The organism is Flavobacterium sp. J49 (assembly GCF_011742145.1).
Lineage (GTDB): Bacteria > Bacteroidota > Bacteroidia > Flavobacteriales > Flavobacteriaceae > Flavobacterium.
In genome coordinates this window covers 24,996-40,959 of sequence record NZ_JAAQQU010000094.1, presented here as the reverse complement: position 1 = coordinate 40,959, position 15,964 = coordinate 24,996, and the positions used below count along the sequence as shown (strand labels likewise).

Below are 15,964 nucleotides of genomic sequence, written 5' to 3'. Positions count from 1 at the left end.
CATTTAGAAACTTGCTTTAAAGCTGATGTGAACTATTGAATTTGAAAGCTTGATGGCTTGATTGTTGGTGCTTCCGTTGGCGTAAACAATATTGAATAATCCGTTTTTTGACAAAAGTCCGAAACCAAATCCAAAGCCGAGAAGATTTGCCCGATTGTAGGTGGTGTCATCTTGTAAAAATCCATAGTCAAGAATAGAATGAAGGTAAAGATTTGAGGTGAGTACATGTCGATATTCTGTCAATAGCGAAGTAAAAGTGTTGCCTTGCAAACTGTTTTCATTAAATCCTCTAATGGAATTTATACCGCCAAAACGAGCCAGCTCATTGACAATGTAATTATTGCTCTGCAAATAGAAATTATGTGACTTGAGATTGATGATGTTTTTTGGGTTCAGATAAAAATTGTGTTTTAAATACAAACTTCCAAAGAATTGATTGTCGGACAGGAGTTTTGACTTTCTTTTGCCGCTGCCTAATTTTAAATTGAAGCTTGTTTTTTCCGGAAACAGAAAATCATCATTATTAAAATCAGTAAATTCCAATGCTGTGGTGAGGTAGGAATTGTCAAAGTCGCTCAAGCTGAGAGTGTTTGCGTTTTGAATATCGCTTGATTCTGTTGATTGATGGCCGATATACAAACGGTTGTTGTAATTGAAGTAATAGCCAAGTTCAATGTTGGTTCGTGTGTTTTGAAATGTGCTGTCTTGTTTGAAAATATTGAGTTCTGTTTTAAGTCCCATTGGGCTTTTAAAGATATAGGGCAGTTCAAGGCCCAGGTTAAATGTCTTTTGATCCTGACCGTCACTTTTCCAATACAGAGAGAATTTTTCTCCAGAGTTCAATATGTTAATCAATGTCAAATCTAAATACCCACTCAAAATTAATTTGCTTTCTTCATCATTAGTAAAGCCTATATAGCCGTCAAAAGAATTGGGCTTAGCCTTTTCCAAATACACATAAACTTTGGTGGAATCTTTGGTAAACAAGATTTCGGGGTATTTGGTTTGCTTAACAAATCTGAATTTTTCAAAATCATTGAAGAGTTTTTCCAGATTCTTTTGATTGAAAACCTTATTGCGGTAAAAGCGTGAAATGTTTTTTTTGTGACTCTCAGGAAATTTGTCGTAACCGTTTATCACGATGCTGTTGAGTTGTCTTTTGTTTTCTTTGGCTACCTCTAAATCAGCAATAATGTTGTTGTCTTTGTAATGGAGGTTGCTGAGTTTGACTTTGGACATTGAAAAACCGTTGTTTTCTAGTTTTATCAAGGTGTTGTTTAAAAAAGCATCAATCTCCTCGTAAGAAAGGTGCAGGGTGTCGTTTTTTAGGCTGTAAGTTGCGGGTATGTTTTCACGGTTTTTTATACCTATATATATGCGTGCATAATTTATTTTTTTTCCGAGGCTGTATTTGTAGCAAAAAACACTGTCATTTAGCTTGAAGTTTTCTATGAATTGAGCGTTTAAATAGCCTTTTTTGGTTAGCTTTTCGTAGAATGAATTATTCTCGTTGGTTATGGATTTGAGATTTTGGTGTTTTTTGATGTAATCGATACTGTCAATTGACCTGTTTTCAGATTCATTTTGGCCGACAATTTTGAGATAGAAATTTTGGGCGGAGACATTCCGGTTGATAAGTAGCAGAAAAAAAAGGAGGAAAATCTTTTTCAAAGACTAAAAGTTTGCTTCAAAATAACGCAAAAAATCTGTTTTTATTGTTATTAATCTATTCTAAAAACAATCTGTTTGAAAATTAATTAATTATGATTTGTTTCATTAAAAATAATTACTACATTTGCAACCCCTAAAAAAGCGGGATTTTAATAAATAAAGAAATTTTAGTATTTAATTATGCCAACAATTCAACAATTAGTAAGAACAGGAAGAACTCAAATCACTAAGAAGAGTAAATCGGTTGCTTTAGATTCTTGTCCTCAAAGAAGAGGTGTTTGTACGCGTGTTTACACTACTACTCCGAAAAAACCAAACTCAGCGATGCGTAAAGTAGCGCGTGTACGTTTGACTAACGGAAACGAAGTAAATGCATACATCCCCGGAGAAGGACACAATCTACAAGAGCACTCGATAGTATTAGTGCGAGGCGGAAGGGTAAAAGATTTACCAGGAGTTAGATACCACATTGTGCGTGGTGCGCTTGATACCTCAGGTGTAGCAGGAAGAACACAAAGAAGATCTAAGTACGGTGCTAAACGCCCAAAAGAAGCTAAAAAGTAATTTTAAAACTTTTAAAGAAAAGACATGAGAAAAAGAGCGGCAAAGAAAAGACCACTTTTACCAGATCCGAGGTTTAACGACCAATTGGTAACACGTTTTGTAAACAACTTAATGTGGGATGGTAAGAAATCAACAGCTTTCAAAGTATTCTATGATGCAATTGATATCGTAGAAGCAAAAAAGAACAATGATGAAAAGTCATCATTAGAAGTTTGGAAAGATGCTTTAACAAACGTTATGCCTCACGTAGAAGTACGTAGTCGTAGAGTAGGTGGAGCTACCTTTCAAATTCCAATGCAAATCAGACCGGACAGAAAAATATCTATGGCCATGAAGTGGATGATACTTTATGCACGTAGAAGAAACGAAAAGTCAATGGCTGGAAAATTAGCTTCTGAAATTTTAGCTGCGGCTAAAGAAGAAGGTGCTGCTGTTAAAAAGAGAATGGATACTCACAAAATGGCAGAAGCAAACAAAGCATTCTCTCACTTTAGATTTTAATATTTAAGAAATGGCTAGAGATTTAAAATTTACAAGAAATATCGGAATTGCTGCTCACATTGATGCTGGTAAAACAACAACAACGGAGCGTATATTATTCTATACCGGAAAATCACACAAAATTGGTGAAGTGCACGATGGTGCAGCAACCATGGACTGGATGGCGCAAGAGCAAGAAAGAGGGATTACCATTACTTCTGCTGCGACAACTTGTGAGTGGAACTTTCCAACGGAACAAGGTAAGCCTTTACCGGAAACACAATCTTACCACTTTAACATTATTGATACCCCGGGACACGTTGACTTTACTGTAGAGGTAAACCGTTCTTTGCGTGTATTGGATGGATTGGTATTCTTATTTAGTGCGGTTGACGGTGTTGAGCCGCAATCAGAAACTAACTGGAGATTAGCCGACCAATACCGTGTGCCTCGTATGGGATTCGTTAATAAAATGGACCGTCAAGGTTCTAACTTTTTGGCAGTTTGTCAACAAGTTAGAGATATGTTGAAATCAAATGCAGTAGCAATCACTTTGCCAATTGGTGAAGAGAATGATTTCAAAGGGGTGGTTGATTTAGTAAAAAACCAAGCGATTATTTGGCATGATGCAACTCAAGGGGCGACTTTTGATATTGTTGACATTCCTGCTGATATGGTTGCTGAAGTAAAAGAATACAGAGATATCCTTATTGAAGCGGTAGCTGATTATGATGAAAACTTGCTTGATAAATACATGGAAGATCCAGAATCTATCACAGAAGAAGAAATCAACAAAGCGTTAAGAGCTGCTACAATGGATATGGCTATCATCCCGATGATTGCCGGTTCTTCATTCAAAAACAAAGGTGTTCAATTTATGTTGGATGCTGTATGTAAATATTTACCTTCTCCTTTAGATAAAGAAGGTATCCAAGGGATTCACCCTGATGATGCTGATTTATTAGAAGAAGATCAGACTAAAATCTTACGTCGTCCTGATGTAAAAGAGCCGTTCGCAGCTTTAGCATTTAAAATTGCTACTGACCCTTATGTTGGTCGTTTGGCTTTCTTCCGTGCTTATTCAGGTCGTTTAGATGCAGGTTCATACATCTTGAACACTCGTTCAGGAAACAAAGAAAGAATTTCGCGTATCTACCAAATGCACGCTAATAAACAAAACCCAATCGAGTACATCGAAGCAGGTGATATTGGAGCAGCAGTTGGATTTAAAGATATCAAGACCGGAGATACGATGTGTGACGAAAAACACCCAATCATTCTTGAGTCAATGAAATTCCCTGCACCGGTAATTGGTATCGCTATCGAGCCAAAAACTAAAGCTGACGTTGATAAAATGGGTATGGCTTTGGCTAAATTGGCTGAAGAAGATCCAACGTTTACAGTAAGAACAGATGAGGCTTCAGGTCAAACGATTATTTCAGGTATGGGTGAGTTACACTTAGACATTCTTGTAGATCGTATGAAACGTGAATTCAAAGTTGAAGTGAACCAAGGTGAGCCTCAAGTAGAATACAAAGAAGCTTTCACAAAATCTGCTCAACACAGAGAAACCTATAAAAAACAATCTGGAGGTCGTGGTAAATTCGGTGATATCGTATTTAGATTGGAGCCTGCTGATGAAGTTGATGGAAAAGTGCCTGTAGGATTACAATTCGTTAACGAAGTAAAAGGTGGAAACGTTCCTAAAGAATATATTCCTTCTGTAGAGAAAGGTTTCAGAGAAGCTATGAAAACTGGTCCGTTAGCCGGATACCAAGTAGATAGTTTAAAAGTAACTTTATTGGATGGATCTTTCCACCCGGTAGATTCTGATGCGCTTTCTTTCGAGTTGGCTGCTAAAATGGGATACAAAGAAGTAGCAAAAGCTGCCGGAGCTGTAATCCTTGAGCCAATCATGAAAATGGAAGTAATTACTCCGGAAGAAAACATGGGAGATATCGTAGGTGATATTAACCGTCGTAGAGGTCAAGTAAATGACATGGGAGACAGAGCTGGTGCTAAAACCATCAAAGCTAACGTGCCATTGTCTGAAATGTTTGGTTATGTAACAACCTTAAGAACATTGTCTTCAGGTAGAGCAACTTCTACAATGGAATTTTCTCACTACGAGCAAACTCCTGCTAACATTTCAGAAGAAGTAATCAAAAAAGCAAAAGGTAACGCTTAATTCTTATCAAGATGAGTCAAAAAATTAGAATAAAATTGAAGTCTTACGATCACATGTTGGTTGATAAATCAGCAGAGAAAATCGTAAAAACTGTGAAAAGCACAGGTGCTGTTGTAACAGGTCCTATTCCGTTACCTACACACAAAAAAATATTTACTGTATTGCGTTCTCCACACGTTAACAAAAAAGCGAGAGAGCAGTTTGAAGTAAGTTCATACAAAAGATTACTAGATATCTATAGTTCTTCTTCGAAAACTATTGATGCTTTAATGAAACTTGAATTGCCAAGTGGAGTTGAAGTAGAAATCAAAGTGTGATAAAACAAATTTTCTGAAATGAGTATCAGGAGTAAATTTATTCCTGATACTTATTTCTTTATCAAAAAGTAAACAAGTAATAATTATAAATAGTTTAATATGTCTGGGTTAATTGGAAAAAAAATCGGCATGACTAGCATTTTCGATGAGAACGGGAAAAACATTCCTTGTACTGTAATCGAGGCTGGACCTTGTGTCGTTACCCAAGTCAGAACCAATGAGGTTGACGGGTATTCAGCTCTTCAACTTGGTTTCGATGACAAAGGCGAAAAACACGCTACTAAAGCTGACTTAGGTCACTTTAAAAAAGCGGGTACTTCTGCTAAGAAAAAAGTCGTTGAATTCCAAGGATTTGAAGAAAATTACAAATTAGGTGATAACATCACTGTGGAAGTATTCAGCGAAGGAGAATTTGTTGATGTACAAGGTGTATCAAAAGGAAAAGGTTTCCAAGGGGTTGTAAAACGTCACGGTTTTGGTGGGGTTGGACAAGCTACACACGGACAACACAACCGTTTGAGAGCGCCAGGTTCTGTAGGAGCATCTTCTTATCCATCACGTGTATTCAAAGGAATGCGTATGGCCGGAAGAATGGGAGGTGATAATGTAAAAGTACAAAATCTTAGAGTTTTAAAAGTAGTAGCTGAAAAGAACCTACTTGTAGTTAAAGGAGCAATTCCTGGACACAAAAACTCTTACGTAATCATTCAGAAGTAATGGAAGTAAAAGTTTTAGATATCAACGGAAAAGATACTGGAAGAAAAGTGCAACTTTCTGATTCAGTATTCGGCATTGAGCCAAATAATCACGCAGTATATCTTGATGTTAAGCAATACTTAGCAAATCAAAGACAAGGAACGCACAAAGCAAAAGAAAGAGCTGAAGTAGCGGGAAGTACTCGTAAGATTAAAAAACAAAAAGGTACAGGTACTGCACGTGCAGGATCTAAAAAGAGTCCATTGTTCAAAGGTGGAGGAACAGTATTCGGTCCAAGACCAAGAAGCTATTCTTTCAAATTGAACAAAACCGTAAAAAGATTAGCAAGAAAATCTGCTTTCTCTTTAAAAGTTAAAGAATCAAATTTAGTAGTTGTTGAGGATTTCAATTTCGAAGCACCAAACACTAAAAATTTCATTAACGTTTTGAAAGCATTAGGATTAGAAAACAAAAAATCTTTGTTTGTGTTGGGTGAATCAAATAAAAATGTATATTTGTCGTCACGCAATTTGAAAGCTTCTAGCGTTGTAACTAACTCAGAATTAAGCACTTACGCAATTTTAAACGCTAATAATTTAGTGCTATCTGAAGGTTCATTAGAAGGAATTGTTGAAAATTTAAGCAAATAACAGGCCATGAGTATCATAATTAAACCTATCATAACAGAAAAAATCACCAAAGATGGTGAGGTTTTCAACCGTTTTGGTTTTGTTGTTGACAAAAAAGCCAACAAAGTTCAAATTAAGAAAGCTGTAGAAGCTGCTTACGGAATTACTGTTGTTGCTGTGAACACGATGAACTATAGAGCTGACCGATCTACTAAATACACAAAAAGTGGTTTGATCAGCGGAAAAACGAACAGCTACAAGAAAGCTGTCGTACAAGTACAAGAAGGAGAAACAATAGATTTTTATAATAATATCTAATAGAAAATGTCAGTTAGAAAATTAAAACCTATTACCCCTGGTCAGCGTTTTAGAGTTGTGAATGGTTTTGACGCCATCACGACTGATAAGCCGGAGCGTTCATTGATCGCACCGATAAAAAACTCAGGTGGTAGAAATAGTCAAGGAAAAATGACCATGCGTTATACAGGCGGTGGTCACAAACAAAGGTATCGTATCATTGATTTCAAAAGAACTAAAGTAGGAATTCCTGCTACAGTGAAATCAATCGAGTATGATCCAAACAGAACAGCGTTTATCGCGTTATTGTGGTATGTTGATGGAGAGAAAACTTATGTAGTTGCTCAAAACGGCTTACAAGTAGGACAAACGGTTGTGTCTGGTGAAGGTGCAGCTCCTGAAATAGGAAATACTTTGCCGTTAAGCAAAATTCCTTTGGGAACTGTAATTTCTTGTATTGAATTACGTCCGGGTCAAGGAGCAGTAATCGCTCGTTCAGCTGGAACTTTTGCTCAGTTAATGGCAAGAGACGGAAAATATGCAACCATCAAAATGCCGTCAGGAGAAACAAGATTGATCTTGTTGACTTGTTCAGCAACTATTGGAGCAGTTTCTAACTCTGACCACCAATTAATTGTATCTGGTAAAGCAGGTAGAAGCAGATGGTTAGGAAGAAGACCAAGAACAAGACCGGTAGCAATGAACCCTGTAGATCACCCAATGGGTGGTGGTGAAGGACGTTCTTCTGGAGGTCACCCACGTTCTAGAAAAGGTCTTCCTGCTAAAGGTTATAGAACTCGTTCTAAAGTTAACCCGAGTAATAAGTATATTGTTGAACGCAGAAAGAAATAATTAGATAGACATGGCACGTTCATTAAAAAAAGGACCTTTTGTACACTATAAATTAGATAAAAAAGTTCAGGAAAACATCGCTGGTGGAAACAAAGGAGTAGTAAAGACTTGGTCTAGAGCTTCTATGATTACCCCGGATTTCGTTGGACAAACTATCGCAGTTCACAATGGTCGCCAATTCGTTCCGGTTTATGTAACCGAGAACATGGTAGGACACAAATTAGGAGAGTTTTCACCAACCAGATCTTTTAGAGGTCACGCTGGAGCAAAAAATAAAGGTAAAAAATAAGAAGCAATGGGAGTTCGTAAAAGAGAAACAGCAGATGCGAGAAAAGAGGCTAATAAGTCTATTGCTTTCGCGAAATTGAATAACTGCCCTACTTCACCTAGAAAAATGCGCTTAGTAGCAGACTTGGTAAGAGGTCAGAAAGTGGAAAGAGCACTAAATATCTTAAGATTTAGTACTAAAGAAGCTTCTAGAAAATTAGAAAAACTATTATTATCAGCGATCAACAACTGGGAGCAAAAAAATAGTGAAGGTAATGTTTCAGAAGCAGGCTTATTCGTTAAAGAAATCCGTGTTGACGGTGGAATGATGTTGAAAAGACTTCGTCCTGCCCCACAAGGAAGAGCACACAGAATTAGAAAACGTTCTAACCACGTTACTATCGTATTAGGACAATTAGATAACACACAAGCAAATTAATTAAGATGGGACAAAAGACAAATCCAATTGGAAACAGACTTGGGATCATCAGAGGATGGGATTCAAACTGGTATGGTGGAAATGATTACGGTGACAAAATCGCTGAGGATTATAAAATCAGAAAGTATATCCACGCTCGTTTATCAAAAGCTAGTGTATCAAAAGTAATCATCGAGAGAACTTTGAAACTTGTAACCGTTACTATCACTACTGCTCGTCCGGGTATCATTATCGGGAAAGGCGGACAAGAGGTAGACAAGTTGAAAGAAGAACTTAAGAAAGTTACTGACAAAGAGGTTCAAATCAACATCTTTGAAATCAAAAGACCTGAGTTAGATGCTTATCTAGTTGCGACTAGCATCGCTCGTCAAATCGAAAGCCGTATTTCATACAGAAGAGCTATTAAAATGGCTATCGCAGCAGCAATGCGTATGAATGCAGAAGGTATTAAAGTTTTGATTTCAGGTCGTTTGAACGGAGCTGAAATGGCACGTTCAGAGCAATTCAAAGAAGGAAGAATTCCTCTATCAACTTTCAGAGCCGATATTGATTATGCTTTGGGTGAAGCTCACACTACTTATGGTAGAATGGGTATCAAAGTATGGATCATGAAAGGTGAGGTTTATGGAAAAAGAGATCTTTCTCCACTTGTTGGCATGGACAAAAAACAAGCCGGTCAAGGTGGTGGAAAAGGAAATGATGCTCCACGTGGTGGAAAATCAAACGGAAAACCAAATCCTCGTAAGAGAAAGTAAATTTTTAAACTAAAGAAAAATGTTACAGCCTAAAAGAACAAAATACCGTAAGGTACAGAAGGGTAGAATGAAAGGCGTTTCTCAAAGAGGACACGAACTTTCTAATGGAATGTTTGGAATTAAATCAGTACATGAAAATGGAATGTTCTTAACTTCACGTCAAATCGAAGCTGCGCGTATCGCTGCAACTCGTTTTATGAAAAGAGAAGGACAGTTATGGATTAAAATATTTCCGGACAAACCAATTACCAAAAAACCTCTTGAGGTACGTATGGGTAAAGGAAAAGGAGCAGTCGAATATTGGGCTGCTGTTGTAAAACCAGGAAAAATTATGTTTGAAGTTGGTGGCGTGCCACTTTCTGTTGCAAAAGAGGCTTTACGTCTTGCTGCTCAAAAACTTCCTGTAAAAACTAAGTTTGTAGTTGCTAGAGATTTCGAAGCATAATCAAAAAAATATTATGAAACAATCAGAAATTATCAATCTATCTGCAGCTGAGTTGCAAGTGAAACTTACTGAGTTGAGAAAAGCCTATTTGGATTTAAAATCTGCACATGCTATTTCTCCAATTGCCAATCCACTTCAAATCAGAAGTGCCAGAAGAGCCGTTGCTAGAGTGGCAACAGAGCTAACTAAAAGAGAGTTACAATAATTGTATGCTAGCTGAAAAGATGGAAAAAAGAAATTTAAGAAAAGAAAGAATTGGTGTTGTTACGTCAAACAAAATGGACAAGTCTATTGTTGTGGCTCAAGTAACCAGAGTAAAACACCCGTTATATGGTAAGTTCGTGTTAAAAACTAAAAAGTTTCATGCACACGACGAAACAAACGACTGTAACATCGGAGATACCGTAAAGATCATGGAAACAAGACCTTTATCAAAAACCAAATGTTGGAGATTAGTTGAAATCATTGAAAGAGCTAAGTAATTATGGTACAACAGGAATCAAGATTAAAAGTAGCAGATAACACAGGAGCAAAAGAAGTTTTGACTATCCGTGTTTTAGGAGGAACGAAACGTCGTTATGCCTCTGTTGGAGATAAAATTGTAGTATCAATTAAAGATGCAACACCAAACGGAAACGTGAAAAAAGGTGCTGTTTCTACTGCAGTTGTTGTACGTACCAAAAAAGAAGTGAGAAGAGCCGATGGTTCTTATATCCGTTTTGATGACAATGCTTGTGTTCTTTTGAATGCAGCAGGTGAGATGAGAGGAACACGTGTTTTTGGTCCGGTTGCGAGAGAACTTCGTGAAAAACAATTCATGAAAATTGTATCATTAGCACCAGAAGTGCTTTAATTCGTTAGTAAAATGATAAAGCTAAAAATAAAATCAGGAGACACAGTAACTGTTATCGCAGGTGACCACAAAGGTACTGAAGGTAAAGTGTTACGTGTTGACCGTGAGAAAAACAAAGCAATCGTTGAAGGAGTAAACATGGTTTCGAAACATACAAAACCAAGTGCTAAAAACCCTCAAGGAGGAATTGTTAAGAAAGAAGCTCCTATCCATATTTCAAACTTGGCTTTGGTAGATCCAAAATCTAAAAAAGCAACCAAAGTTGGAATCAAGACTGAAGGAGATAAGAAAGTGAGATTTTCAAAAAAATCTAATCAAGTATTATAGTTATGGCTTATACACCTAGACTTAAGCAAGAATATAAGGACAGAGTAGTTTCTGCCCTTAAAGAAGAATTCGGTTATAAAAACGTAATGCAAGTTCCTAAATTGGAAAAAATCGTTTTAAGCCGTGGAGTTGGAGCAGCAGTATCTGATAAAAAACTAGTTGACTATGCAGTGGACGAGTTAACAAAAGTTACTGGACAAAAAGCAGTATCAACAATCTCTAAGAAAGACGTTGCGTCTTTCAAATTGAGAAAAGGTATGCCAATTGGTGCAAAAGTAACTCTTAGAGGAGAAAGAATGTATGAGTTTTTAGACAGACTTATCACGTCATCTTTACCACGTGTAAGAGATTTTAATGGTATCAAAGCAACTGGTTTTGACGGAAGAGGAAATTACAACCTTGGAGTTACTGAGCAAATCATTTTCCCTGAAATTGATATTGACAAAGTAAACAAAATCTCTGGTTTGGATATTACTTTTGTAACTTCTGCAAAAACAGACAAAGAAGCAAAGTCATTATTGGCTGAATTAGGTTTACCTTTTAAAAAGAATTAAGATATGGCTAAAGAATCAATGAAAGCCCGTGAGGTTAAAAGACAAAGAGTGGTAGAAAAATACGCTGAGAAAAGAAAAGCTTTATTAGAAGCCGGAGATTACGAAGCGTTACAAAAATTACCAAGAAATGCTTCTCCAGTTCGTTTACACAACCGTTGTAAATTAACCGGAAGACCAAGAGGGTACATGAGACAATTTGGTATTTCACGTGTAACATTCCGTGAGATGGCCAACCAAGGATTAATTCCAGGAGTAAAAAAAGCCAGCTGGTAATAGTTGGAATTTCAGCAGATAATTGTACATTTGCCGGATTTTTGCCGGTAACGTGCAATTATCTGTTGTTAAAATAGAGTTTAATGGCTTCAGGTTCAATGGAATAGTTCTATTGAAAACCGTTGCCGCAATTTAATAAATATGTATACAGATCCTATTGCAGATTATCTTACGAGAGTTAGAAATGCAGTGATGGCTAACCACAAAGTGGTTGAAATCCCGGCTTCCAACTTGAAAAAAGAAATCACAAAGATTTTATTCGATCAAGGATATATCTTAAGTTACAAATTTGATGACAGTACTGTTCAAGGTACCATCAAAATCGCTTTGAAGTATGATAAAGATACTAAAGAGTCAGTAATCAAAGATATCCAAAGAATTAGTAAACCAGGTTTACGTAAATATGCAGGTGCATCAAAATTACCTAGAATCCTTAACGGTTTAGGAATTGCTATTGTTTCCACTTCAAAAGGTTTAATGACCGGAAAACAAGCTAAGCAATTAAATGTTGGTGGAGAAGTAATTTGTTACGTATACTAATAAAAACAGTTAAACAATGTCAAGAATAGGTAAAAATCCAATTTCGATTCCTGCTGGTGTAACTGTTGAAGTTAGTGAAACAGTAATTACAGTTAAAGGAAAATTAGGTCAACTTACACAAGATTACGCAGACGTAACAGTAAAAGTTGAAGAAGGTCAATTAGTAGTAGAAAGACCATCTGATAGTAAAGATCATAGAGCAAAACACGGATTATACAGATCATTAATCAACAACATGATTATTGGTGTATCTGAAGGTTTTACCAAAGAATTAGAATTGGTTGGAGTAGGTTACAGAGCCTCAAACCAAGGACAAAAATTAGACTTAGCCTTAGGGTTCTCTCACAATATCGTTTTAGAAGTTGCTCCCGAAGTAAAATTGGAAACAATTTCTGAAAAAGGGAAAAACCCAATCGTGAAGTTAACATCTTTCGACAAACAATTAATCGGTCAAATCGCTGCGAAAATCAGAGGTTTCCGTAAGCCTGAGCCTTACAAAGGAAAAGGAGTTAAGTTTGTTGGTGAAGTATTAAGAAGAAAAGCAGGTAAATCAGCGTAAAAAGTAGTATTATGTCATTAACAAAAACTGAAAGAAGACAAAGAATTAAATTCAGAATCAGAAAGATTGTTAGCGGTACTGCTGCTAAACCAAGATTATCTGTATTCAGAAGTAATAAAGAAATCTATGCACAACTAATCGATGATGTGAATGGAGTTACTTTATTGGCTGCTTCATCAAAAGATAAAGGAGTAGATATTAAAGGTACAAACGTAGAAGTTGCCGCAGCAGTTGGAAAACTAGCAGCAGAAAAAGCGTTAAAAGCCGGAATTACAGAAGTAACTTTCGATAGAGGAGGTTATTTGTACCACGGTCGTATTAAATCATTAGCAGAAGGCGCAAGAGCCGCTGGACTTAAATTCTAATATATTATGTCTAAATACAAAAATGTAGAATTAGTAAAACCTAGCGGTCTTGAATTAAAAGATCGTCTGGTAAGTGTAAATCGTGTTACCAAAGTAACAAAAGGAGGTAGAGCTTTCGGCTTTTCTGCGATTGTTGTGGTAGGTGATGAAAACGGTGTAGTAGGTCACGGATTAGGAAAATCTAAAGATGTTTCTGAAGCTATTGCCAAAGCAGTAGAAGATGCAAAGAAAAACTTAGTTAGAATTCCTTTAAGTGGTCAATCTGTACCTCACGAACAAAAAGGAAAATTTGGTGGAGCAGCAGTATATTTGATGCCTGCATCTCACGGTACCGGAGTAATCGCTGGTGGAGCTGTTCGTTCAGTTCTTGAATCAGTTGGTATCCACGATGTATTGTCAAAATCACAAGGTTCATCAAACCCTCACAACGTGGTAAAAGCAACTTTTGATGCTTTATTACAAATGAGAAGTGCCGTTACTGTTGCAAAACAAAGAGGTATTTCTTTAGAAAAAGTTTTTAAAGGTTAATTCAAGGAAATTATGGCTAAATTATTAGTAAAACAAGTTAGAAGCAAAATCAATTGTCCTCTTACACAAAAGAGAGGATTAGAGGCTTTAGGTCTTCGTAAAATGGGACAGGTTGTGGAGCATGATTCAAATCCAGCTATCCTTGGAATGATAAATAAAGTTAAACACTTAGTTTCCGTAGAGGAAGTTAAATAACAAATCATAGTTATGAATTTAAGTAACTTACAACCTGCTGAAGGTTCTACACACAATCAAAACAAAAGATTAGGTAGAGGAGAAGGTTCTGGTAAAGGTGGTACCGCTGCAAGAGGTCACAAAGGAGCTAAGTCTCGTTCTGGATATTCTAAAAAGATTGGTTTTGAAGGAGGTCAAATGCCACTTCAAAGACGTGTGCCTAAGTTTGGTTTCACAAACATCAACCGTAAAGAATATCAAGGGATCAATCTTGATGCACTTCAGTTATTGGTAGATAACGGAACTGTTACAGATACTGTAGATTTTACAGTAATTGTAGAAAACCGTTTGGCTACTAAAAACGAATTGGTAAAGATTTTAGGAAGAGGAGAATTAAAAGCAAAATTAAAAGTAACTGCTCACAAATTTACTGCTACAGCAAAAGCGGCTATTGAAGCTGCCGGTGGTGAAGCCGTAACCTTATAACTAATAGAACAATGAAGAAATTTTTTGAATCATTAAATAATGTTTGGAAAATAGAAGAACTAAGAACCAGAATAACTTTAACGTTACTTCTTTTATTAGTTTACAGATTTGGAGCGCATGTAACTCTTCCGGGAATTGATGCTACACAATTAGAAAACTTAGCTGGTCAAACAGATAAAGGGATTGGATCAATCCTGGATATGTTTACCGGTGGAGCTTTTTCTAAAGCGTCTGTTTTTGCTTTGGGTATCATGCCCTACATTTCAGCTTCAATTGTTGTTCAATTAATGGGTATCGCCATTCCTTACTTGCAAAAATTGCAAAAAGATGGCGAAAGTGGCAGAAAAAGATTGAATCAAATTACAAGATGGTTAACCATCGCTATCACCTTGGTACAAGGTCCGGGTTATATTTATAACCTATACACCACTTTACCTCCGGGAGCATTCCTTTTAGGATTTGATTCATTCCAATTTTTGTTCTCTTCAGTATTGATTCTAACTACAGGGACAATCTTTGCCATGTGGTTAGGTGAAAAAATTACAGATAAAGGTATTGGTAACGGTATTTCACTATTGATTATGGTGGGTATCTTAGCCAGATTGCCACAAGCACTATTTCAAGAGTTTACCTCTAAAGTGACCAACAATAATGGAGGTCCTATGTTATTGGTATTTGAAATCGTAGTTTGGTTATTGGTGATTATTGCTTGTGTACTATTAGTAATGGCGGTTAGAAAAATTCCGGTACAATACGCACGTCGTACAACAACCGGTGATTTTGAACAAGACATGATGGGTGGTAACAGACAATGGATTCCATTGAAATTAAACTCAGCTGGAGTTATGCCAATCATTTTCGCGCAAGCGATTATGTTTATACCGGCAGCAGTAGCCGGACTTTCAAAATCTGAAACGTCTCAGTCTATTGCAGGTACTTTTAGTAATATGTTCGGATTTTGGTACAACTTTGTATTTGCTTTGTTGATTTTAATATTCACATTCTTCTACACTGCAATTACAGTTCCAACAAACAAAATGGCCGATGATTTGAAAAGAAGTGGCGGTTTTATTCCTGGAGTTAAACCCGGAGTAGAAACAGCTGATTTCTTAGACAGAATCATGTCTCTTATAACATTCCCTGGTTCATTATTTTTAGCATTAATCGCTGTGTTCCCAGCCATTGTTGTTAGTCTTGATGTACAACAATCTTGGGCAATGTTCTATGGTGGTACTTCATTAATCATTATGGTTGGTGTTGCTATCGATACTATTCAACAAATAAATTCTTATTTATTGAATAAACACTATGACGGATTGATGAAAAGTGGTAAAAATAGAAAAGCAGTAGCTTAATTTTTATGGCAAAACAATCAGCAATAGAACAAGACGGAACGATCATTGAAGCATTATCAAATGCTATGTTTCGTGTAGAATTAGAAAATGGACATATTGTGATTGCTCACATCTCCGGTAAAATGCGTATGCATTACATCAAATTGTTACCTGGTGACAAAGTGAAATTGGAAATGAGCCCTTATGATTTGTCAAAAGCAAGAATTACTTATAGATACTAAAGCTACTAATATGAAAGTAAGAGCATCAGTTAAAAAAAGAAGTGCCGAGTGCATTATCGTACGTCGCAAAGGCAGATTGTACGTGATTAATAAAAAGAATCCTAGATTTAAACAAAGACAAGGATAAGT

General features: G+C 36.6%; 28 protein-coding genes. 27 read left to right on the top strand and 1 reads right to left on the bottom strand.

Annotation, left to right across the window (positions count from 1 at the left end; all coding sequences use genetic code 11):
• Window positions 1-3: 3 nt before the first annotated feature.
• Entirely contained in the window at window positions 4-1,671 is a 1,668-nt protein-coding gene (locus HA632_RS02630; RefSeq protein WP_228778744.1) for a hypothetical protein, read from the bottom strand.
• 180 nt (window positions 1,672-1,851) lie between these two features.
• Between HA632_RS02630 and rpsL the strand changes: the two genes are divergently transcribed.
• From rpsL to ykgO, 27 genes are all read left to right on the top strand, one after another.
• A complete protein-coding gene (gene rpsL, locus HA632_RS02625) occupies window positions 1,852-2,235 on the top strand; it encodes a 30S ribosomal protein S12 (protein WP_007136570.1) in 384 nt (127 codons plus the stop codon).
• Between the two features lie 24 nt (window positions 2,236-2,259).
• On the top strand, window positions 2,260-2,736 hold the full coding sequence (rpsG, locus tag HA632_RS02620; RefSeq protein ID WP_171222646.1) for a 30S ribosomal protein S7: 477 nt from the start codon (window positions 2,260-2,262) through the stop codon (window positions 2,734-2,736).
• Between the two features lie 10 nt (window positions 2,737-2,746).
• Window positions 2,747-4,903 carry an elongation factor G gene (gene fusA, locus HA632_RS02615; RefSeq protein ID WP_176305670.1) on the top strand — a complete coding sequence of 719 codons (2,157 nt, stop codon included), beginning with the start codon at window positions 2,747-2,749 and terminating at the stop codon, window positions 4,901-4,903.
• A gap of 11 nt (window positions 4,904-4,914) precedes the next feature.
• Window positions 4,915-5,220 (top strand): 30S ribosomal protein S10, encoded by a 306-nt coding sequence (gene rpsJ, locus HA632_RS02610; RefSeq protein ID WP_026710316.1) that lies wholly within the window; start codon window positions 4,915-4,917, stop codon window positions 5,218-5,220.
• Between the two features lie 99 nt (window positions 5,221-5,319).
• A complete protein-coding gene (gene rplC, locus HA632_RS02605; RefSeq protein ID WP_162126315.1) occupies window positions 5,320-5,937 on the top strand; it encodes a 50S ribosomal protein L3 in 618 nt (205 codons plus the stop codon).
• Window positions 5,937-6,566 carry a 50S ribosomal protein L4 gene (gene rplD / locus HA632_RS02600; protein WP_176305669.1) on the top strand — a complete coding sequence of 210 codons (630 nt, stop codon included), beginning with the start codon at window positions 5,937-5,939 and terminating at the stop codon, window positions 6,564-6,566. The genes rplC and rplD overlap by 1 nt, the downstream gene beginning before the upstream one ends.
• A 6-nt stretch (window positions 6,567-6,572) precedes the next feature.
• Window positions 6,573-6,863: a 50S ribosomal protein L23 gene (rplW, locus tag HA632_RS02595; RefSeq protein ID WP_176305668.1), complete on the top strand. Its 291-nt coding sequence runs from the start codon at window positions 6,573-6,575 to the stop codon at window positions 6,861-6,863.
• Window positions 6,864-6,869: 6 nt separating this feature from the next.
• Window positions 6,870-7,694: a 50S ribosomal protein L2 gene (gene rplB / locus HA632_RS02590; protein WP_176305667.1), complete on the top strand. Its 825-nt coding sequence runs from the start codon at window positions 6,870-6,872 to the stop codon at window positions 7,692-7,694.
• A gap of 10 nt (window positions 7,695-7,704) precedes the next feature.
• Entirely contained in the window at window positions 7,705-7,983 is a 279-nt protein-coding gene (gene rpsS, locus HA632_RS02585) for a 30S ribosomal protein S19 (protein ID WP_007136562.1), read from the top strand.
• Window positions 7,984-7,989: 6 nt separating this feature from the next.
• Window positions 7,990-8,400, top strand: coding sequence for a 50S ribosomal protein L22 (rplV, locus tag HA632_RS02580; protein WP_176305666.1), 411 nt, complete (start codon window positions 7,990-7,992; stop codon window positions 8,398-8,400).
• A gap of 5 nt (window positions 8,401-8,405) precedes the next feature.
• Entirely contained in the window at window positions 8,406-9,155 is a 750-nt protein-coding gene (gene rpsC, locus HA632_RS02575; protein WP_176305665.1) for a 30S ribosomal protein S3, read from the top strand.
• A gap of 19 nt (window positions 9,156-9,174) precedes the next feature.
• A complete protein-coding gene (gene rplP, locus HA632_RS02570) occupies window positions 9,175-9,600 on the top strand; it encodes a 50S ribosomal protein L16 (RefSeq protein WP_176305664.1) in 426 nt (141 codons plus the stop codon).
• A 13-nt stretch (window positions 9,601-9,613) separates the two neighbouring features.
• A complete protein-coding gene (rpmC, locus tag HA632_RS02565) occupies window positions 9,614-9,805 on the top strand; it encodes a 50S ribosomal protein L29 (protein WP_176305663.1) in 192 nt (63 codons plus the stop codon).
• A gap of 19 nt (window positions 9,806-9,824) precedes the next feature.
• Window positions 9,825-10,082, top strand: coding sequence for a 30S ribosomal protein S17 (gene rpsQ / locus HA632_RS02560; protein ID WP_162128603.1), 258 nt, complete (start codon window positions 9,825-9,827; stop codon window positions 10,080-10,082).
• Window positions 10,083-10,084: 2 nt separating this feature from the next.
• Window positions 10,085-10,453: a 50S ribosomal protein L14 gene (gene rplN / locus HA632_RS02555; RefSeq protein WP_007803649.1), complete on the top strand. Its 369-nt coding sequence runs from the start codon at window positions 10,085-10,087 to the stop codon at window positions 10,451-10,453.
• 12 nt (window positions 10,454-10,465) lie between these two features.
• Complete coding sequence (gene rplX / locus HA632_RS02550) at window positions 10,466-10,780, top strand: 50S ribosomal protein L24 (protein WP_176305662.1); 315 nt, start codon at window positions 10,466-10,468, stop codon at window positions 10,778-10,780.
• Between the two features lie 2 nt (window positions 10,781-10,782).
• Window positions 10,783-11,334 (top strand): 50S ribosomal protein L5, encoded by a 552-nt coding sequence (gene rplE / locus HA632_RS02545; RefSeq protein ID WP_176305661.1) that lies wholly within the window; start codon window positions 10,783-10,785, stop codon window positions 11,332-11,334.
• A gap of 3 nt (window positions 11,335-11,337) precedes the next feature.
• Complete coding sequence (gene rpsN, locus HA632_RS02540) at window positions 11,338-11,607, top strand: 30S ribosomal protein S14 (RefSeq protein WP_171222655.1); 270 nt, start codon at window positions 11,338-11,340, stop codon at window positions 11,605-11,607.
• A gap of 141 nt (window positions 11,608-11,748) precedes the next feature.
• Window positions 11,749-12,147 (top strand): 30S ribosomal protein S8, encoded by a 399-nt coding sequence (rpsH, locus tag HA632_RS02535; protein ID WP_176305660.1) that lies wholly within the window; start codon window positions 11,749-11,751, stop codon window positions 12,145-12,147.
• 16 nt (window positions 12,148-12,163) lie between these two features.
• The gene (gene rplF, locus HA632_RS02530; protein WP_121312862.1) at window positions 12,164-12,706 is read left to right on the top strand and encodes a 50S ribosomal protein L6; all 543 of its coding nucleotides are present in this window, start codon (window positions 12,164-12,166) and stop codon (window positions 12,704-12,706) included.
• An 11-nt stretch (window positions 12,707-12,717) separates the two neighbouring features.
• Entirely contained in the window at window positions 12,718-13,071 is a 354-nt protein-coding gene (gene rplR, locus HA632_RS02525) for a 50S ribosomal protein L18 (protein WP_171222658.1), read from the top strand.
• 3 nt (window positions 13,072-13,074) lie between these two features.
• Window positions 13,075-13,599: a 30S ribosomal protein S5 gene (gene rpsE, locus HA632_RS02520; RefSeq protein WP_176305728.1), complete on the top strand. Its 525-nt coding sequence runs from the start codon at window positions 13,075-13,077 to the stop codon at window positions 13,597-13,599.
• Window positions 13,600-13,611: 12 nt separating this feature from the next.
• On the top strand, window positions 13,612-13,794 hold the full coding sequence (gene rpmD / locus HA632_RS02515; RefSeq protein WP_121312865.1) for a 50S ribosomal protein L30: 183 nt from the start codon (window positions 13,612-13,614) through the stop codon (window positions 13,792-13,794).
• 12 nt (window positions 13,795-13,806) lie between these two features.
• On the top strand, window positions 13,807-14,259 hold the full coding sequence (gene rplO, locus HA632_RS02510; RefSeq protein WP_176305659.1) for a 50S ribosomal protein L15: 453 nt from the start codon (window positions 13,807-13,809) through the stop codon (window positions 14,257-14,259).
• Window positions 14,260-14,270: 11 nt separating this feature from the next.
• A complete protein-coding gene (gene secY / locus HA632_RS02505) occupies window positions 14,271-15,614 on the top strand; it encodes a preprotein translocase subunit SecY (protein WP_176305658.1) in 1,344 nt (447 codons plus the stop codon).
• A 5-nt stretch (window positions 15,615-15,619) separates the two neighbouring features.
• The gene (infA, locus tag HA632_RS02500; protein ID WP_008254466.1) at window positions 15,620-15,835 is read left to right on the top strand and encodes a translation initiation factor IF-1; all 216 of its coding nucleotides are present in this window, start codon (window positions 15,620-15,622) and stop codon (window positions 15,833-15,835) included.
• A 10-nt stretch (window positions 15,836-15,845) separates the two neighbouring features.
• Window positions 15,846-15,962, top strand: a complete 117-nt coding sequence (ykgO, locus tag HA632_RS02495) for a type B 50S ribosomal protein L36 (protein ID WP_002987490.1) — start codon at window positions 15,846-15,848, stop codon at window positions 15,960-15,962.
• Window positions 15,963-15,964 lie beyond the last annotated feature (2 nt).